Origin of the sequence: Agathobaculum sp. Marseille-P7918, from assembly GCF_964248325.1 — a bacterium.
In the GTDB taxonomy this organism is placed as follows: domain Bacteria; phylum Bacillota; class Clostridia; order Oscillospirales; family Butyricicoccaceae; genus Agathobaculum.
Genome location: NZ_CAXTXI010000003.1, coordinates 121,602 through 139,815, shown reverse-complemented (window position 1 = coordinate 139,815; position 18,214 = coordinate 121,602). Strand labels below are relative to the sequence as shown.

The window sequence follows — 18,214 nt, the reverse complement described above, 5'->3', positions numbered from 1 at the left end:
TTCCGGTGGATTTGTCTGCCGGGCAACGGAAACGGAGAGAAAATCTTGAAGTATACCATTCTGATTGCCGAGGACGACCGCGACATCATCGAGCTGCTGACATTGTATCTGAGCAGTGAATTTACCGTGCAGTCCGTCATGGACGGTACTGCAGCGCTTGAGCAAATCCGTGCAGGGGGCATTTCACTGGCACTGGTGGATATTATGATGCCCGGTCTGAACGGGTATGAGCTGATCCAGCGCGTGCGCGAATTCAGCAACCTGCCCATCATCATTCTGTCCGCCAAAAGCATGGACACAGACAAGGTGCTCGGACTGAACATCGGCGCAGACGCCTATATCACCAAGCCCTTCAATGCGCTTGAAGTTGTTGCCTATGTCAAATCAGCGCTGCGTCGGTATTATCAACTCGGGGCGGACAATGTGTCCACTGCTGCGCCGCGCGTGCTTACCGTCGGTGAGTTAGAACTGGATACGGATAAATTTGTGCTGCGGAAAAATGGTCTGACCGTTCCGCTGACTTCCACCGAGCTGAAAATCATTGCGGAAATGATGCGCTGCCCCGGCCGGGTATTCACCCGCGCACAGCTGTATGAATGTGTGGGCGGCACCTTTTACGAAAGCGATGACAGCACCATGATGGTACATATCTCCAACCTGCGCGCCAAGATTGAGCACGATCCGGCCAATCCGCAGTATATTAAAACAGTCAGGGGGTTGGGCTACAAAATTGAAGACCAATAAACTGCTGCTGAGCAAAAGTTTTCTGCGCACCTGCATTTCCTATTTCATCCTCTGCTCGCTGCTGGTGTTTCTCAGCAACGCCGCGCTCAACGCACTGATCTCCAAGCGCCTGGACAACGCCTTTCCCTCCCTCGGCACAATGCTGCAATACCGCGAGGCGCTGGAACAGGATGATTTCGCCTCCATTCCCATGCGCCGCTTCAACGGCTGCGCTTTTATGGTGTTTGACGCGGACAGTAATATTCTTTATGCCTCAGACAACGACTTCAAAGAGCATTTTCACCCAGATGACCTCTGGATGATTAACGAATATGATTCCGACCTGTATTATACCGTACAGGAAATGGCAGATATGCCAAGGGACGGATATTACTATATTGCGCTGCACCGCTATGACAGCGAAACCGGCGAGGCTGATTTTCTGGATTACTGCATTGTCGACGAGAATTACCGGATTGTCGAGGGCGATCTGTTCCCATGGCTCGAACAGCTATCCGACCGGGAGTTTGAGCTGCTGCAAGGCATTTATCAGGGCCAGTGGGACATTACCAAAGCGGTTTATAATACGACGACCGGCGAGGAGCGTACGCTGGTCTTTGTTTGCCCGCGCTTTACCGAAACCGCCTATCTGAAAGCACTGGAGAGTGCCAACCGACTGTCGCTGCTCTCCCTTCCTATCATTCTGGTGGTCATCCTTCTGCTGGCCATTCTGTTCAGCCGTAAAATCCGCCGCGCTATCCTGCCGCTGCACAAAGCGATTGTCGCTTACGGCGCAGGCCGTCGTGTGGAGGTTAACACCGATGCGCTTCCCATCGAATTCCGGCAGGTAACCGATAGCTTCACTCATCTGCTTGATCGATTAGAGCAGGTCAGTGCAGAAAAGCAAGCGGCCAATGAGGACAAGCAGCGTATGCTTGCCGACCTGTCACATGATTTGAAAACGCCGCTGACCGTCATCCAAGGCTATGCGCAAGCACTGGTCGACGGCGTAGTGCCGCCCGACAAGCAGCAGCAGTATCTGGAAACCATCTGCCGCAAAGCCTCGGACAGCACCGTGCTGATGAACACGCTGTTTGATTACGTCCGCCTCGACCATCCGGACTATGTTTTGCAGGCGGAAACTGCCGACCTGTGCGAATTCTGCAAAAGCTATCTGGCGGAAAAGTACCCTGAAATCGAGTCTCGCGGTTTTTCCCTCTCGCTCGACCTGCCGGATGAGTCGGTCACTGCCTCTTTTGATCCCCGCCTGCTGCGACGGCTGCTGGAAAACCTGACCAGCAACGCCCTGCAATACAATCCTGCCGGAACAAAGCTGTTCTTCGGGCTGACAGACACTCCTGATGCCGTACAACTAACGGTGGCGGACAACGGTGTCGGTATTCCCCCTGAGTTGGCAGACACTCTGTTTGAGCCGTTCGTCACCGGGAATCGGGCCAGAACCTCGGGCGGCGGTACGGGACTTGGCATGGCGATCGTCAAAAAGGTAGCGGAGCTGCATAGCGGCTCTATCCGACTGGTGCGTCCGCCGCACGACGGCTGGCACACCGAATTTGAATTGACGCTGCCCCGACCGGCAGCGCCAACCGAACCCACATAAAAACAAAAAGGTAGACGGTATCCCGTCTACCTTTTTTCATGCTGTCAGTCCGATGTCTCCGCCGGATCCGGTTGCTCCGCATCGGCATAGATGAGCTGGATATGATACCGTTCGATTTGCTCCAATATGCTCTCCGGCAAAGTCGGTCCGGTGGTAATGATGGTGTCAATCTTGTCCGCATCACAGAAATTGAACATTTGACTATGATAAAACTTCTGGTTGGCCGCCACGACAATGACCCTCTTCGCCGCCGCGATCATTGCCCCTTTGACAGCCGCCTCCGCTTTCAAACCGGTCGTCAGGCTGAGGTTATCCCATACACCCGAAAGGCCGATAAACGCTTTTTCCGCCTGAATACTGCGGAAGAAATGCTCGGCATCCGAGCCTGCGGTACACAGGCTGTGGTTGAGCATCTGTCCGCCAGCCACACTGATTAAATGGTCGCTGTCCGAAAGAGTATATGGAATGCTGATCGAGTTGGTCGCAATATTGACCGGCGGCCGCCCACGAATTTCGGTGGCGATTGCCAAAGTGGTAGTGCCTGCATCCAGAATAATCGTGTCATCGCGATCGATCATGGATGCCGCAACCTGCGCAATGCGTTTTTTGTCGTCAATCTGCGAAATCGAGCGCATATTAAATGGCAGATAGGATTGCTGTGTGGAGAGCGGCAGCGAAATTTTGCCATGCTGCCGAACAATCAGATTTTGCGCGGCAAGCGCACGAACATCCTTTCGGATGGTTACCAGCGAAACCCCCAGCTGCTCGGATAACTCTGCCACGGTTAATGTCCCACGATCCCGCAGCGCACTCAGGATATACTGACTCCTTGTGTTTCCCATATTCCACCTCTGCAATAATTCGAAAGTGAATTCGAAAGTTTAGAAGTTAAAACCCTTTCCTTTTCTGCATTATAGCATATCACGGAAAGTATTGTCAACCAGTGAGCATAACAATAATGGCAAACATATACAGCATTACTTTCTCATTCCGTTTTCTCTCTGCTTGCAGTAAATAATAGAACACAAAGCTCATTTACCTGCTGCCTTTCCTGCGTCCTTTTTTCTGATGAAGCGCAAAACAGAATGCACAAATTTTCTTTCGAAATTTATACGAAATCAAATGCGAAAATAAATTGACACTTTATCATAGTTATGATATATATAAAACATAAAAGAAAAACGATTGCTCGTTTTAGCTTTCGTATTTCGTAAATTTTAGTTTCGTATGTTTCGAAACAATATGGAGGAGAGCGAAATGAAAAGATTTCTTGCTATGTTGCTGGCCCTGACCATGACTGCATCGTTGGCTGCGTGCAGCAGCTCGAACGGCGGCACAAGCGACACCGCCGATTCCGGCAATGATACCGCCGGTTCAGATTACCCCTCCAAGGGAATCGAAGTCATCGTCCCGTATAAGGTCGGCGGCACAACCGACCTGGCGGTCCGCGGCGTGTTGGACGCCATCCCCAAAGACGTAATCGACCAGCAGATCACGGTAACCAACAAGGAAGGTGGCTCCGGCCTCATCGGCACCGAGGACTTCCTGACACGGGATGCGGACGGCTACACACTCGGTCTGGTCAACTGTGACCTCGTCCTCAATTACGTTTCCGGTGCAACCGACATCAATCCGACCGAAGCGATGATCCCGCTGGCTGCGGTAGAACAGGACCCGTATCTGCTGCTTGCATCCAAAGACGCACCGTTTACCAGCTTTGCAGAGTTCATCTCCTACGCCGAAGCACATCCGGGCGAACTGGCTGTTGGCGTCACCGGCGTTGGTACCGTGCCCAACCTGCTCGGTTCTATTCTGACAGGTGCCGGCCTGCAGGTTTCTTCCGTTCCGTATGACTCCGCACCGGATGCCATCGCGGGCGTACTGTCCGGTGAAGTTTCACTGTGCATCTCCGCTATGGCGCCGGCAGTCGGCAATATTGATTCCGGCGATCTGGTTCCGATTGCCGTGACCTCCGCCGAGCGTTCGACCGCTTCTCCGGATGTCCCGACCATGGCGGAAACCGATGACCGCTTTGCCGATGTAAACCTGCTCAGCTGGATTATGATCGCCGCTCCCGCAGGCACTCCGGATGACATTGTTACATTCCTGCAGGACGCACTGAGCGAAGCCGTCGCTTCCGATCAGTATGCGGAGACCCGTGAAGGCTTCTATTTTGATCCGATCACCATCGGTGTTGACGATCTGGCCGGCTTTATTGCAGAGCAGTCGGATTATTATACCACTCTGGTTGGCTGACCCAGCCATATCGTATATCTGTAACAGCGGGGCGCGAACCGAACACTCCGTGTTAGGTTCGCGCCCTATTTGTATCCTGCGAGGTGAAAGCGTATGAAAAAATACAACATCGGGATCTCGGTCATCCTGATCCTGCTGTCCGCGCTCATGATCCGCAGCAGCCTGCAAAGCGGTGCGGCGGTACAGGGCACAGCCATGGGGCCGGGTGTCTGGCCCATGATCCTTAGCGTGGCAATGATACTATTGTCTGTCATTCTGATCATACAAACACTGGTCCGCCCGCGTCCGGAGGGAGAGGAAAAACCGATTGATTTCCGCTCCACCGGCATGAAGCGCATCTATATCCTGATCGGCCTGCTGGCCTTATTCTGCCTGCTGCTCAAACTGTTCGGTTTCTATGTAGCAATCATCTATCTGATCCCCTCGGTTATGTTCCTGCTGGGCGAACGGCGTCCATTGGTGCTGATTGGACTGACGGCCGGCATTGTCGTGTTCATCGTCATCGTTTTTGTCGTGCTGCTGCAGCTCAAAATGCCCGGCGGCATCCTTCTTTCGTTTTAAGGAGGCGAAACTATGTTAGAAAGCTTAATTTCGGTCATCGGCGTTGTCCTACAGCCGACGAATCTACTCATCATGCTGCTGGGTACCTTTGTTGGTATCTTTGTCGGTGCAATGCCCGGCCTGTCCTCGATCATGGGCCTGAGCCTAATGCTGCCACTGACCCTGCGGTTTGACGGCACAACCGGTATCCTGATGCTGTTGGGTGTGTTCTGCGGCGCGATCTACGGCGGTTCGATCACCGCGATTCTGATCAAAACCCCCGGTACTGCCAACTCCGCTGCAACCGTACTGGACGGCTATCCGCTGACCCAGCGCGGTGAAGCAGCGCGCGCGCTCGGCATTTCCACCTTTGCATCCACGTTCGGCGGCCTGTTCAGCGCCGTCATGCTGCTCTGGACCGCACCGCTGCTTTCCAAGGTTGCGCTGTCCTTTACCTCTGCCGAATATTTTTCGCTTGCTATCTTCGGCCTGAGCATGGTCACCAGCCTGTCCTCCAAGGATGTTACCAAGGGCCTGATCAGCGCGGTCATCGGTCTGATGCTCGCCACGGTCGGCATGGATGCGCTGACCGGCGCCAAGCGGTTCACTTTCGGTTCGACCTATCTGCTCGCAGGCATCGCCATGGTGCCGGTGCTGATCGGTCTGTATGCGTTCTCGCAGGGGCTGTTCAACGCCGAAACCATTTCTCAAACCGCGGAGCGCACCAAGACCAAGCTGCGCCGTACCTTCCCGACCCTCAAAGATATCCGCACCACCTTCCCGACCATGCTGCGCTCGAGTGTGATCGGCACGCTGATCGGTGCGATTCCGGGCACGGGCGGCGACATCGCTTCGTGGCTTGCCTACAATGAAGCGCGCCGCTGGAGCAAAAACCCCGAAGAATTCGGCACCGGCCGCATTGAAGGCGTCGCTGCACCGGAGGCAGCAAACAATGCCGTCTCAGGCGGCGCACTTATCCCGCTGCTGACGCTGGGCATTCCGGGCGACGCCGGCACCGCCGTCATGCTGGGCGCACTGATGATGCAGGGCATCGTCCCCGGTCCGCTGCTGTTCACCTCGGAGCAGACCAAGGTGTACACCATCATTGTCGGCCTGTTCATCGCCAACCTGTTCATGGGCCTGCTGGGCTTCGGCGGCATCCGTCTGTTCGCCAAGATCGGCGACGTCCACAATAAATACCTGACCCCAATCGTGTTTGTATTCTGCATCGTCGGCACGTTTGCACTCAATAACAGCGTCAACGATATTTTCCTGATGATGATTTTCGGCCTTATTGCCTTTTTCCTGATCAAGCTCGATTTCCCGATGCCGCCCATCATTCTCGGCCTGATCCTCGGCAACACGCTGGAAAAGAACCTCCAGCGCGCCCTTTTGGTCAGCAAGGGAGATTTCTCGATCTTTTTCACCCGTCCTATCTCGCTCGCACTGCTGCTCATCGCCTTCGGCTCTGTGTTCCTGCCGGTCATTCTGCGCAAGATCAACGCAGCGCGGAAAGCCAAGCAGGCGGAGAAAAACGCGCAGTAAGCGGGAATCGCAGGCGAAACGAATATGAAACCAAAAAACCTGATCCCTTTACTCTCGCTTGCCGTGATCTGGGGTACCTACTATGTCGCCAGCAATAAAGCTGTCGAATCCATGTCGGTTTTCAATGTCGGCATCATTATCCGGCTGCTGACCATGCTGTTTTTAACCATAATTATGCTCGGAAAAGGCGAAATGCATACCTTACTGCACACGCGCGGCGTGCGGTTCCGGCTGTTCCTTATCGGCCTGATGGGCTTTCTGCTGGACTATACGGCGTTTGTCGGCCTACAGATGTCAGCCTCAGCCGGGATTGGCACGGCGCTGCTCAAAACAGACATCCTGTTTGTCAATCTGATCAGCGTCATCCTGTACCGGCAGCACTTCAGCCGCCGCGAATGGCTGTACACGTTTGTGATGCTGTTCGGCGTGCTGATGGTGATGGGGCTTGGCTTATCCAGCCTATCGCAAATCGACCCCAGTTGTCTGTTTTTTATCCTCAGCGCGCTGTTTGTCTCGATCAATGCATTCCTGATCAAGAGTGTGCAGCGCAGTCCGGTCAATCCGGTTTCCAACCGGGTGATTGCGTATTACAACAACTTCATTACCATGCTGTTTTTCCTCGCTACCGCTGCGGCAATGCACACCTTCGATCAGTTTGCGCGCATCGGCAGCAGCCGCCCGCTCGCGCTTGCCCTGCTCATAGCGGGTCTGGGGCAGACGCTGGTATATATTGTCTATTACTACAACCTTTCCCATTTCCCCGTCTGGCTGGTCAAAATCTTTCTGCTGTTCATGCCGGTCGTCTCCAGCGTCATCTCGTTTGTCCTGTTTGACGAACAGCTTGGAGGAAAGCAGATCGCCGGAATGCTGGTCGTGCTGATCGGCGCGCTGGGCATTCTTATCGAACAGCGCAGAAAAGAGGAAGGCGAACTGGCAAACCAAATGTAACTCCTCTATACAAGAAAGGAAGCAAGCAACATGAATTCCGAATTTCGCTTTTGGATGCCCGCGCATATCCGCTGCGGGCAAGGAGCAGCACGCAATATGCTCGATGAAATCCGCGGCGACAGCGTGCTCATCATTTCCGACCCCTTCCTGTATCAAAATGGCACTGCGGAGCAGATCGGCAATGCGCTGACCGGCAAAACCGTGACCTATTTTTCCGAGATTGAGCCCAACCCAAGCACAACCAGCGTAGATGCCTGCGCTGCGCTCGCGCGACAGGCCGGTGCGCAAACCATCGTCGGTCTAGGCGGCGGCTCCAGTCTGGACGTAGCCAAGGTCGTCTCCTGCCTGACCACCAACGAGGGCAGCATCTATGACTACTACGCAGGCGGTACCAAGCAGTTTGCACCGCGTACCACCCGCCTCATCCTCATCCCAACTACCGCAGGTACGGGCAGCGAAGTGACCAACGTCGGCGTGTTCACCGATCCGCGCGCGGGCATTAAAATGCCGTTTGTCTGCGGCGAGTTCTGGGCGGATGTGGCGCTGATCGACCCGGAAATGACCTATACGCTGCCCAAGGGGCAGACCGCTTCAACCGGCATGGACGCATTCTGTCATGCCATCGAAGCCTATTGGAACCGCGAAAGCCAGCCGATGTGCGACTATCTGGCGATGGGTGCCATGAAAACCATTCTGAAAAATATTCGCACCGCTTATGATGAGCCGCAAAATGCACAGGCGCGCGCGGCGATGATCGTCTCCGCACTGACGGCGGGCGTAGCATTCAGCCAGACGCGCACCACCGGCGTGCATGCAGTCAGTTTCCCGCTGACGACCGAATTCCACGCCAACCACGGCACCGCCTGCGCCATCACCTTGCCGGCCTTCATCCGCGTCAGCACTGAGATGGCGGCGGACAAAATGCAGGCGCTCGCGCAGTTCCTCGGCTATGCCGATGTGCAGGCGCTGGCCGACGGCATCGAACAGCTGATGGTCGGCATGGGGATGCCCGTGCGTCTGTCGCAGCTGGGTGTGACCGATGCGGACATTGAGCATATTGCAGCGGTCGGCATGGGCGCCGCCGCGCAGATGCAGCTGACACCCGCCACCATGACGCAGGAGACACTGTGCCGCCTGCTCCGCACGATTTTATAAGGAGGCTGCCAAATGGACATGCAAACCAGCCGGATGCTGCGCGACAAGGCGCAGCTGATCCGAAAAATGACCATCCGGGAGATTGGCGAACTGTCCGCCGGGCATATCGGCGGTTCGGTCGATTTGTGTGAACTGCTCGCGGTGCTGTATTTCCACGCCATGCGTATCCGTCCCGAGCAGCCGGAGTGGAACGAGCGCGACCGCTTCGTGCTGTCCAAGGGACACGGCGGCCCGGCGGTATACGCGACCCTCGCACTGCGCGGCTATCTGCCGGAGGAGGCGCTCGCCACGCTCAACCGTCCCGGCACGCAGCTGCCCAGCCATTGCGATATGCAGCGCACCCGCGGCATTGACATGACTACCGGTTCGCTCGGGCAAGGCTTCAGCTGTGCGGTCGGTATGGCGATCGCCGCCAAAATGGACGCACTGCCCAGCTTCATCTACGCCTGCATCGGAGACGGTGAAAGCCAGGAAGGTCAGGTCTGGGAAGCCGCCATGCTGGCGGGCAGCCGGCATCTGGGCAACCTCATCGCCTTTACCGACTACAACAAAATGCAGATTGACGGCTGCATCGAGCAGGTCAACGGATTGGAACCGCTGGACGCCAAGTGGCGCGCGTTCAACTGGCATGTGCAGACGGTGGACGGCCACGATGTGGATGCCATTGCGCACGCAATCGACACCGCACAGAAAATCCAGAGCCGCCCGTCCATGATCATTCTGGACACAATCAAGGGAAAAGGCTGTGACTTTGCGGAAAACCGCCTTGGCAGTCATAACATGAAGGGGATAACCACGGATATGTGGCAGAATGCAATCCGCAAGCTCGAACAGCAGGAGGTGCAATGATGGCAAGAGAACTGGAAACGCAAGGTCTGCGTGAAGTATATTCCGACCTGCTGATCGAATACGGCAAACAGGATCCTCGCATTTGCGCGGTAGACGCCGACCTGATGAACGCCTCTTCCGTGCTTCGGTTTCAGGCAGTTTTCCCCGAACGCGCGATTGACGTCGGCGTTGCCGAGGCCAACATGATTGGTGTCGCCGCCGGACTCTCTGCGATGGGAAAAATCCCGTTTACGCACAGCTTCACCCCGTTTGCCACCCGCCGCTGCTGTGATCAGGTGACGCTGTCGGTCGCTTATGCCGGACTGAATGTCAAAATGGTCGGCAGCGACCCCGGCATCACAGCCGAACTCAACGGCGGCACCCATATGAGCACCGAAGATATTGCAATCATGCGCAATATCCCCGGCATGGTGGTCTATGAGCCAGTGGACGGCACCCAGCTGCGCGCCGCCTTCCCGCAAATCCTTGCACACAACGGACCGGTGTACATCCGGCTGCTGCGCAAACAGGCAGTACATATTTATGATGAAAGCACACCGTTCACGCTCGGCAAGGGCAACCTGCTGCGCGAAGGCAGCGACGTTTCGATTTTCGCCAGCGGCATCATGGTTGCAGAGGCACTCGACGCCGCAGAGCTGCTGCAAGCCGAGGGCATTTCCGCCGAAATTATCAACATTCACACCATCAAGCCGCTTGATGAAGAGCTGGTGCTTGCCAGCACCGCGCGCACGGGCTGCGCCGTCACCGCAGAAAACGCCAGCATCCTCAATGGGCTTGGCGGCGCGGTGGCCGAATGCCTCGTGGAGCACGCCCCCTGCCCGATGGAACGCGTCGGTTTCCGCGACCGGTTTGGTGAAGTGGGAAAAATGGAGTATTTGCGTCAAGCCATCGGGCTGACCGCACAGGATATCGCGGAGGCTGCGCGCCGCGCCGTCGCCCGTAAGAAATAAACCTGAATACCAAAGGAGGAAAGGCGAATTTCGCCGCAAGCCATGAAAAAAATCATTGTAGCATCCGACCGCGCAGGCTTTACACTCAAGGAAGCGGTCAAGGAGCATTTGACCGAACTGGGATACGAAGTGACCGATGTGGGCAGCAAGGACACCGGAGACGGCGGCATGGCCTATTGGCAGGCCGCAAAGAATTTAGCGCCCCGCGTCAGCAGCGGTGAATTTGAACGCGGCATCCTGGTATGCGGCACAGGCATGGGCATGAGCATCGTTGCTAACAAATATCCGAACGTCTATGCTGCGCTTTGCGAAAATACCTTCTGCGCGCACAACTGCCGCGCCGTAAACAATGCCAACGTACTGACCATGGGCGGCTGGATCACGCCGCCGTATACCGGCATCGCCATCACCGACACCTTCCTGAACACGGATTTTCTCGAAGGCGTCACTGAATGGCAGACGGAAAACCTGCCAATCTTCTTAAGTGAGGTCAAAAATATCGAAAAAGAGAATTTCCACTGATGTCATCCTCTCTTCTGATACCTCTCTATATACTATCCCCTATTCCAAGGACAGACCCTTTTTCACGGGTCTGTCCATTTTTTTGCTTTCTTTAGATTTTTTTAGGTTTGCTGAAGAGTCTATAAATACTGCCGTAGTATCTTAACATCATCAAGAGCAAGTGCTCTTCACCAAACACCAAAGGAGATCTTACACATGAAGTCAATGAATCATAAAACCGCAAAAGGCGTTGCCGCTATTTCTCTGGCTATGATGATGGCACTGCCCGCGCTGACCGGCTGTTCTTCGCTTATCAAATCCGACCAGAACGCCGAACCCGCACAGGAGGCAACCACGCAGACACAGACGCAAACGACCACTGCCGACACCAAGGACACATCCAGCACGGATACAAAGAGCAAAGCCAGCTCCTCCACCAAAAAGAAGGCGGCAGTCAAGCAGTCCGGCAGCGTCAAATCCTCCAAGAAGAGTGTGAAGAAGGCTTCCGGTAAGTCCTCCTCCACCCAGAAGGCTGCAACGTCCTCTAGCAAGACCGCATCCACTCAGAAGGCTGCAACGTCCTCTAGCAAGACCGCATCCACTCAGAAGGCCGCAACGGCCTCCAACAAGACCACATCCACTCAGAAGGCCGCCTCCACACCGGCCGCCAATAAGAAATAAGCATCCCGCCGAAAACCGGCACGAAGCAAAAATGAGGTAATTATGAACAACATCCTGGAACTTTTAGAGCACACCGCCGCCGCGCGGCCGGAAAAAACCGCCGTCATCGACGAAAACGGCGCAGACCGCTTTGACACGCTGCTTGACCGCAGCCGCCGCTGCGGCACCGCGCTTGCCGCGCACCTCTCCCCCACCGCACCGGTTCCGGTGCTGCTGGACAAGAGCCGTGAAGCTCTGTACGCCTTTTTCGGCGCGGCGTACGCAGGCTGCTTTTATGTTCCGCTCTCTCCCGCGCTGCCGCAGCCGCGGCTGACGCAGATTCTCTCGGTCCTGCAAGCCCCCTGCATCGTGACCGACCGGGAACATGCCGCGCTGGCCGCGCAGCTGCCCGGCGTGGGACGCATTTTTCTGGTTGAAGAGCTGCTGCAAACGCAGCCCGACGATACCCTGCTGACGCGCATCCGCCTTGGCGCTATCGACGGCGACCCGCTGTACTGCAATTTTACCTCCGGTTCGACCGGCACGCCCAAGGGCGTGGTCGTCAGTCACCGCTCCGTGCTGGATTTCATTCTTCCCTTCACCGAACTGTTCCGGATAGGTCCGGACGATGTCATCTGCAATCAGGCGCCGCTTGACTTTGATGTTTCGGTCAAGGATATTTATTCTGCTCTGTACACCGGCGCCACGCTCGTGCTGCTGCCGCGGCGGCTGTTCTCCCAACCGTCCGCGCTGATGGATGCGCTCTGCATGCACCGGGTCACCACGCTCATCTGGGCTGTCTCCGCGCTGTGCCTGGTGTCCTCCTTCCATGGTCTGGACTACCGCACGCCGGAAACGGTAAACAAGGTGCTGTTCAGCGGCGAAGTGATGCCGCCCAAACACCTGAAAAACTGGATGGAGCATTTGCCGCACGCGGATTTCGTCAACCTGTACGGCCCCACCGAGATTACGTGCAACTGCACGTACCATAGGATAGAGAGTGATAGAGATTATACAGCGGGTATCCCGCTCGGGACGGCGTTCCCGAACGAGCGGGTGTTCCTGCTGGACGAGGCGGGACAGGAAATACATACGCCGGATCAGGCGGGCGAAATCTGTGTCAGCGGCGCAGCGCTTGCGCTCGGATACTACAACAATCCCGCGCAGACACAAACCGCATTCATGCAACACCCCGGCCACAGCCGCTATTTGCAGCCGATCTATCGTACAGGCGACCTTGGACGATGGAGCGCTGCGGGCGAGCTGTACTTCCTCGGCCGGAAGGATTTTCAAATCAAACACATGGGCCACCGCATCGAGCTGGAGGAAATCGAACGCGCGGTGCAGGAGGTCGACGGCGTCAGCCGGTGCTGCTGCGTATACGACGCGCAGAAAGAACGGCTGCACGGTTTTTATACCGGCGCGGCCGATAAGGCTGCGGTACGCGCCGCACTCGCGCAGCGGCTGCCCGTTTTTATGCTGCCGCGCACGCTCGAGCCGTTGGACAGCCTGCCGCTGACCGAAAACGGCAAAACCGACCGCAAGCGACTGCTTGCCATGGCAAGAAAGGAGATCGTATGACCGAACATCAAATTGAAAACCTCACCGCACAATATGGCTCCCCGCTGTATGTGTTCGATGTGCAGGCCCTGCGGCAGCGTGTGGCACTGCTGCGGCGCAGCCTGCCGACCGGCGTCGGCCTGTGCTATGCGATCAAGGCCAATCCCTTTCTGCTGCGCGAGCTGTGCGGCCAGGTAGAGCGCTTTGAGGTCTGCTCCCCCGGCGAAGCCGCGATCTGCCGCCGCCTGCATATCCCTGCCCAATCGCAGGTCATCTCAGGCGTGTACAAAACCCCGGCGGATATCGAGCGAATGATTGCGCAGAAAAACGGCCCGCGTTTGTTTACAGTCGAGTCAGCCCGTCAGTTTGCGCTGCTCAGCCAACTGGCTGCGCGCTACCGCGTCACCATTCATGTGCTGCTGCGTCTGACCAGCGGCAGCCAGTTCGGGCTGGAGGAACAGGAGATCATCCAAATCATCCGCAGCCGCACCGACCATCCCTTTATTCTCATCCGCGGTCTGCAATACTTCTCCGGTACGCAGAAGGCGTCGCTCAAACGGCTGCAGCGCGAACTGGACATGCTCGATGACTTTGCCTGCTCGCTGGCGGAAAAGCTGGGCTTTATCGTGCACGAGCTGGAATTCGGCCCGGGCTTTCCGGTACAGTATTTCTCCCCCGAGGACTTTGACGAAGCCGAGTTTCTGTCGGGCTTCTCCGCCATGCTGACAAATCTGCGCTGCAAAGCGCATATCACACTGGAACTTGGGCGCAGCATTGCCGCCAGCTGCGGCACCTATCTGACCCGCGTGGTCGACGTCAAGCACAACAAAGGCCAGAATTACGCCATTCTGGACGGCGGCATTCATCATCTGGTCTATTACGGACAGCGCATGGCCATGCAGCTTCCTCCGCACCGGCTGTATCCGCCGCGTCTGGGCGAGGCGGAGCCGTGGAATCTGTGCGGTTCGCTGTGCACTGTCAATGATATTCTGGTCAAGCAGCTGCCGGTACCCGATCTCAAATGCGGCGACCTGTTCGCCTTTATGAATACCGGCGCCTACTGCATGACCGAAGGCATTTCCCTTTTCCTCAGCCGTGCGCTGCCGCGCATTGTACTGCTGATGCCGGACGGCCGTTCGCTTCTTGTACGCGATGCGCTGCCCACTGACGAAATCAACTCACCTGCTTATGAAAGGACGGATTATTATGGAACAACTGCTTGCAATTCTGGAGGAACTTCAACCCGGCGTGGATTACACCACCTGCCGCACCCTGATCGATTCGCACTGTCTGGATTCGCTGACTATCCTTGCGCTGGTCGCCGAGCTGGAGGAGGCGTTTGATATCACCATCCCAACCGTTGAGATCATTCCCGCTAACTTCAATTCCGCCGAGGATATGTGGACCATGATCGTCCGTCTACAGGAGGAAGGCTAAACGATGACATCCTACTGCTCGCTGCTGTATCTGGCCGTTTTTCTGCCGGCGGCGGTCCTCGTTTACCGTATTCTGCCGCAGCGTTTGCGCTGGGTCGCTCTTCTTGCGGCAAGCTATGCGTTTTTCTGGTCAGTCAGCGGCAAGCTGTTGGTGTTTCTGCTGTTTTCTACCGTTTCTATTCACTATTTTGGCCTTTGGCTGACCGCCGAACAACAGGACCGAGACCGCTGTCTTGCCGCTGCCGCCCCTAGCGAGCGCAAAGCCATTCGGCAGCGCTTCACACGACGGCAGCGTCGCATTCTCCTGTTCGCGTCGCTCCTGCAAGTCGGCACCTTGATCACACTCAAGTACGCGGCCTTTTTCAGCACAAATCTCAACACACTGCTGCACGCGCTGCGCCTTCCGGTTTCGCTGCCCGTGCCTGCATTCTTACTGCCCATTGGCATCTCATTTTATACGCTGCAGGCCCTTTCCTATCTGCTCGATGTCTACCGCGGCACAATCCGCGCCGACCGCAATCTGGCGCGCCTTGCAATCTTCCTCGGCTTTTTCCCGCAGATCATGGAAGGGCCGATCTGCCGCTATGGGCAGACCGCGCAGCAGCTCTGGGAGGGCCGTCCGGTCACCTGGCAGGGCCTGACCTTCGGCATGCAGCGCATTCTGTTCGGTCTGATTAAAAAAATCGTCATTGCCGACCGTCTCAATCTGCTCATCAAAACTGTTTTCAACGATTACGCCCTGTATGACGGCGGTGTGATCGCGCTGGCGATGGTGTGCTACACCTGCCAGCTTTACATGGATTTCTCCGGCACGATGGATGTAGTCATCGGCAGCGCCGAGATCTTCGGCGTACACCTGCCCGAAAACTTCCGTCAGCCGTTTTTCTCCCGCAGCATTTCCGAGTTCTGGATGCGCTGGCATATCACGCTGGGCACCTGGTTCAAGGACTATGTGTTCTATCCGCTGTCCATGTCCGGCCCGCTGAAAAAGCTGACGGGTGCGGCGCGCCGCCGTCTGGGCAACCACTATGGCCCGCTGCTCTCCGGCTCGTTCGTGCTTGGCGTCGTCTGGCTGTGCAACGGCCTGTGGCACGGTGCGGGCTGGCACTACATCTTTTTCGGCCTGTATCACTTTGCACTCATCCTTGCAGGCAGTCTGTTTGACCCGATTGCGCAGCGCGTGACCAAATTTCTGCACATTGACCGCACCTGCCTGCCCTACCGCATCATGCAGATCGTGCGCACCGCACTGCTGGTCTGTGTGGGCGAGCTGTTCTTCCGTGCAAACGGCCTGCGCACGGGACTGGCGATGTTCCACACAATGGTCACGGATTTCTCACTGGGTTCTTTTACCGACCGCAGTTTCCTGATGCTCGGCATGGACAAGATGGACTTTATCATCGTTGCTGTTGCTGTCGGACTGGTGCTTCTGGTCGGAATTCTGCGGGAGCGCGGCATCCCTTTGCGCGAGACAATCGCCCGCCATCCGCTCGCACTGCGCTGGTCGGTTTACTACGCCGCATTTTTCTTTCTGGTCATTTTCGGCGCATACGGCGTCGGCTATGTGCCGGTTGACCCGATTTATGCCGCATTCTAAGGAGGTGTGTCCCACTTGAAAAAACATATTGCGCTCTTTGTCAAAAGCGCCTGTTTTCTGACGCTGCTGTGCGCACTCATGCTGGCCGCCTCCTATCTGTTCATGCCCAAAAACAACCACAAAGCCTTTGGCGTGAATGACGCCGAAATGCTGGCCAGCGGCATATTGGGCGAAAGAGAAAACTCTATCGACGTGCTGGTTGTGGGCGACAGCGAGGCATACAGTTCAATCTCCCCTATGCAGATGTGGGAAGAGCGCGGTTTCCGCTCTTATCTGTGCAGCACTCCCGCCCAGCCGCTCTATGATTCCTACCGTTTCCTGCGGCAGGCGCTCGAACGGCAAAGCCCCTCGGTTGTTATACTGGAAACCAACGCAATCTTCCGTCCGTATAAGCTCAATGACTATCTGCTCTCCCGCGCGAAAAACCTGTTTTCCGTACTTCGATATCATGACCGCTGGAAGTCGCTCAAGGTCAACGACTTCGGCCGTCCGGTGGAATACACCTGGACGGACGACCTCAAAGGCTTCCGCTACAACTCCGCCGTTGCGGCCGCAAGCACCAAAAACTACATGGTGCCGACTGACACGTCCGCGCCGATTCCCACGCTCAATGAATCCTGTTTGCAGGATATGCTTGCACTGTGTGAGGAAAAAAATGCCGAACTGATTTTGGTCAGCACACCGAGTACCATCAACTGGAATCAGGCGCGACACAACAGCATCGCGGCTTTTGCAAAGGAAAACAACCTGACTTATCTCGATTTGAACACCATGCCCAAGGAGGTGCCGATTGACTGGACGCGCGACACGCGCGACCGCGGCGACCACCTCAACTACGCCGGAGCGGTTAAGGTTTCGGCTTTCCTCGGGAAATACCTGCAGGAAACCTATTCGCTGCCCGATCAGCGCGACGCCGCGCATGACAGCAGCTGGAACGACGCGCTCGGCCGCTACCGCAACATTGTACGCGGTTAATCTCTTTCCCTTACAGCAAAAGAGGCTGCACCCGATACGGGTCAGCCTCTTTTGCATTTTCACAGATAAAGTTCATTCTCCGGCCGGCGTTCCATAAACGGCGCGAGCTTTTGCGCCAGCATATCCTGCACCTGTGCAGGCAGCGCACGCGCTTTCACCGGACAAACCGCCACACACCGCATGCAGGTGATGCACCGCGTCTTGTCGGTCTGCGACGGATTCTCAAGCGGAATGGCCTGTGCAGGGCAGACTTTGGCACATTCCCCGCAGCCGACGCAGGCGTCGCTTGCAATGGGTACAACCGGCATACCGGCCCACTCCCGATACGGGCGGTTGCCCGGCACCTGCGGCGCATTCGCATCACCCTTATCGAGCTTTTCCGCAATACGAGCGCCGAATCCGGCCAACTGCGCCGCATCCTGCGCATCCGGCCGACCGACTGCCAGCGTATGTGCGATTGAATGCTCAGCCAGCAGAGCCGTCCCTACCGTCACGCAGAACCCCTGTGCTTCCAGAAGGTCATCCAACTCAACCAGCGCATCCTCATAGGCTCGACCGCCGTAAACCGCTGCGGATACCGCGCACGCACCGCCGCCGGTATAGTGCCGCAGACGCTCGACCATCAGCGCGGGCAGCCGCCCACCGTAAACCGGTCCAGCCACCAGCACCACGTCCTGCGGCGTGAAGGTTTTTTCCTGAGGCTGCGGCAAGGTCAGGTCGATTTCCTCCACCTGTGATGCAATCTGTCCCGCAAGCAGCAGCGCGGCGCGCCGCGTCCCCCCTGTCGGGCTGAAGTGAAGCACGGTTATCTTTTCCGGCATGTCCATCCTTCCTTTTCTGTTTGATTGCATCATTATACCATAAAAGCCGTATGATGTCAGCCATGCGTGTATTTCGCTTT

18 protein-coding genes are annotated in these 18,214 nt (G+C 56.5%); 16 read left to right on the top strand and 2 right to left on the bottom strand.

The annotated features are described in order from the left end of the window. Positions 1-45 precede the first annotated feature (45 nt). Positions 46-744, top strand: a complete 699-nt coding sequence (locus ACESSO_RS05890; RefSeq protein ID WP_373164129.1) for a response regulator transcription factor — start codon at positions 46-48, stop codon at positions 742-744. Then, complete coding sequence (locus ACESSO_RS05885; protein WP_373164128.1) at positions 731-2,341, top strand: sensor histidine kinase; 1,611 nt, start codon at positions 731-733, stop codon at positions 2,339-2,341. The genes ACESSO_RS05890 and ACESSO_RS05885 overlap by 14 nt, the downstream gene beginning before the upstream one ends. A gap of 44 nt (positions 2,342-2,385) precedes the next feature. Here the strand turns inward: ACESSO_RS05885 and ACESSO_RS05880 are convergent, their stop codons facing one another. After that, positions 2,386-3,183 carry a DeoR/GlpR family DNA-binding transcription regulator gene (locus ACESSO_RS05880; RefSeq protein WP_373164127.1) on the bottom strand — a complete coding sequence of 266 codons (798 nt, stop codon included), beginning with the start codon at positions 3,181-3,183 and terminating at the stop codon, positions 2,386-2,388. Between the two features lie 415 nt (positions 3,184-3,598). Here ACESSO_RS05880 and ACESSO_RS05875 point away from each other — a divergent pair, with 415 nt between their 5' ends. The 14 genes from ACESSO_RS05875 to ACESSO_RS05810 all read left to right on the top strand — a co-directional run bounded on the left by ACESSO_RS05875 (position 3,599) and on the right by ACESSO_RS05810 (position 17,313). Beyond that, complete coding sequence (locus ACESSO_RS05875; RefSeq protein ID WP_373164126.1) at positions 3,599-4,597, top strand: Bug family tripartite tricarboxylate transporter substrate binding protein; 999 nt, start codon at positions 3,599-3,601, stop codon at positions 4,595-4,597. A 93-nt stretch (positions 4,598-4,690) separates the two neighbouring features. After that, positions 4,691-5,158: a tripartite tricarboxylate transporter TctB family protein gene (locus ACESSO_RS05870; RefSeq protein WP_373164125.1), complete on the top strand. Its 468-nt coding sequence runs from the start codon at positions 4,691-4,693 to the stop codon at positions 5,156-5,158. 12 nt (positions 5,159-5,170) lie between these two features. Then, the gene (locus ACESSO_RS05865; protein WP_373164124.1) at positions 5,171-6,682 is read left to right on the top strand and encodes a tripartite tricarboxylate transporter permease; all 1,512 of its coding nucleotides are present in this window, start codon (positions 5,171-5,173) and stop codon (positions 6,680-6,682) included. A gap of 24 nt (positions 6,683-6,706) precedes the next feature. After that, positions 6,707-7,630, top strand: a complete 924-nt coding sequence (locus ACESSO_RS05860; protein ID WP_373164123.1) for a DMT family transporter — start codon at positions 6,707-6,709, stop codon at positions 7,628-7,630. Positions 7,631-7,660: 30 nt separating this feature from the next. Beyond that, entirely contained in the window at positions 7,661-8,785 is a 1,125-nt protein-coding gene (locus ACESSO_RS05855; RefSeq protein WP_373164122.1) for an iron-containing alcohol dehydrogenase family protein, read from the top strand. A gap of 12 nt (positions 8,786-8,797) precedes the next feature. Then, on the top strand, positions 8,798-9,634 hold the full coding sequence (locus ACESSO_RS05850) for a transketolase (protein ID WP_373164121.1): 837 nt from the start codon (positions 8,798-8,800) through the stop codon (positions 9,632-9,634). Continuing rightward, on the top strand, positions 9,634-10,584 hold the full coding sequence (locus tag ACESSO_RS05845) for a transketolase family protein (protein ID WP_373164120.1): 951 nt from the start codon (positions 9,634-9,636) through the stop codon (positions 10,582-10,584). The genes ACESSO_RS05850 and ACESSO_RS05845 overlap by 1 nt, the downstream gene beginning before the upstream one ends. 42 nt (positions 10,585-10,626) lie before the next feature. Then, on the top strand, positions 10,627-11,106 hold the full coding sequence (locus ACESSO_RS05840; RefSeq protein ID WP_373164119.1) for an RpiB/LacA/LacB family sugar-phosphate isomerase: 480 nt from the start codon (positions 10,627-10,629) through the stop codon (positions 11,104-11,106). A gap of 195 nt (positions 11,107-11,301) precedes the next feature. Next, positions 11,302-11,766 carry a hypothetical protein gene (locus ACESSO_RS05835; protein ID WP_373164118.1) on the top strand — a complete coding sequence of 155 codons (465 nt, stop codon included), beginning with the start codon at positions 11,302-11,304 and terminating at the stop codon, positions 11,764-11,766. Positions 11,767-11,808: 42 nt separating this feature from the next. After that, entirely contained in the window at positions 11,809-13,326 is a 1,518-nt protein-coding gene (locus ACESSO_RS05830) for an amino acid adenylation domain-containing protein (RefSeq protein ID WP_373164117.1), read from the top strand. Beyond that, positions 13,323-14,648: an alanine racemase gene (locus ACESSO_RS05825; protein WP_373164116.1), complete on the top strand. Its 1,326-nt coding sequence runs from the start codon at positions 13,323-13,325 to the stop codon at positions 14,646-14,648. Before ACESSO_RS05830 ends, ACESSO_RS05825 begins: the two co-directional genes overlap by 4 nt. Continuing rightward, on the top strand, positions 14,578-14,742 hold the full coding sequence (locus tag ACESSO_RS05820) for a phosphopantetheine-binding protein (RefSeq protein WP_346705029.1): 165 nt from the start codon (positions 14,578-14,580) through the stop codon (positions 14,740-14,742). The genes ACESSO_RS05825 and ACESSO_RS05820 overlap by 71 nt, the downstream gene beginning before the upstream one ends. Positions 14,743-14,745: 3 nt before the next feature. Continuing rightward, on the top strand, positions 14,746-16,338 hold the full coding sequence (locus tag ACESSO_RS05815) for an MBOAT family protein (protein ID WP_373164115.1): 1,593 nt from the start codon (positions 14,746-14,748) through the stop codon (positions 16,336-16,338). Between the two features lie 15 nt (positions 16,339-16,353). Then, positions 16,354-17,313 carry a hypothetical protein gene (locus ACESSO_RS05810; RefSeq protein WP_373164114.1) on the top strand — a complete coding sequence of 320 codons (960 nt, stop codon included), beginning with the start codon at positions 16,354-16,356 and terminating at the stop codon, positions 17,311-17,313. A gap of 59 nt (positions 17,314-17,372) precedes the next feature. On the opposite strand, the gene ACESSO_RS05805 is transcribed toward ACESSO_RS05810, so the two are convergent. Then, complete coding sequence (locus ACESSO_RS05805; protein ID WP_373164113.1) at positions 17,373-18,134, bottom strand: 4Fe-4S dicluster domain-containing protein; 762 nt, start codon at positions 18,132-18,134, stop codon at positions 17,373-17,375. Positions 18,135-18,214: the final 80 nt, after the last annotated feature.

Excerpts from the sequence above, each read along its gene's own strand:
- ACESSO_RS05880 (WP_373164127.1), bottom strand. The coding sequence starts at position 3,183 with ATGGGAAACACAAGGAGTCAGTATATCCTGAGTGCGCTGCGGGATCGT.
- ACESSO_RS05875 (WP_373164126.1), top strand. The coding sequence starts at position 3,599 with ATGAAAAGATTTCTTGCTATGTTGCTGGCCCTGACCATGACTGCATCG.
- ACESSO_RS05870 (WP_373164125.1), top strand. The coding sequence starts at position 4,691 with ATGAAAAAATACAACATCGGGATCTCGGTCATCCTGATCCTGCTGTCC.
- ACESSO_RS05865 (WP_373164124.1), top strand. The coding sequence starts at position 5,171 with ATGTTAGAAAGCTTAATTTCGGTCATCGGCGTTGTCCTACAGCCGACG.
- ACESSO_RS05860 (WP_373164123.1), top strand. The coding sequence starts at position 6,707 with ATGAAACCAAAAAACCTGATCCCTTTACTCTCGCTTGCCGTGATCTGG.
- ACESSO_RS05855 (WP_373164122.1), top strand. The coding sequence starts at position 7,661 with ATGAATTCCGAATTTCGCTTTTGGATGCCCGCGCATATCCGCTGCGGG.
- ACESSO_RS05850 (WP_373164121.1), top strand. The coding sequence starts at position 8,798 with ATGGACATGCAAACCAGCCGGATGCTGCGCGACAAGGCGCAGCTGATC.
- ACESSO_RS05845 (WP_373164120.1), top strand. The coding sequence starts at position 9,634 with ATGGCAAGAGAACTGGAAACGCAAGGTCTGCGTGAAGTATATTCCGAC.
- ACESSO_RS05840 (WP_373164119.1), top strand. The coding sequence starts at position 10,627 with ATGAAAAAAATCATTGTAGCATCCGACCGCGCAGGCTTTACACTCAAG.
- ACESSO_RS05835 (WP_373164118.1), top strand. The coding sequence starts at position 11,302 with ATGAAGTCAATGAATCATAAAACCGCAAAAGGCGTTGCCGCTATTTCT.
- ACESSO_RS05830 (WP_373164117.1), top strand. The coding sequence starts at position 11,809 with ATGAACAACATCCTGGAACTTTTAGAGCACACCGCCGCCGCGCGGCCG.
- ACESSO_RS05825 (WP_373164116.1), top strand. The coding sequence starts at position 13,323 with ATGACCGAACATCAAATTGAAAACCTCACCGCACAATATGGCTCCCCG.
- ACESSO_RS05815 (WP_373164115.1), top strand. The coding sequence starts at position 14,746 with ATGACATCCTACTGCTCGCTGCTGTATCTGGCCGTTTTTCTGCCGGCG.
- ACESSO_RS05805 (WP_373164113.1), bottom strand. The coding sequence starts at position 18,134 with ATGCCGGAAAAGATAACCGTGCTTCACTTCAGCCCGACAGGGGGGACG.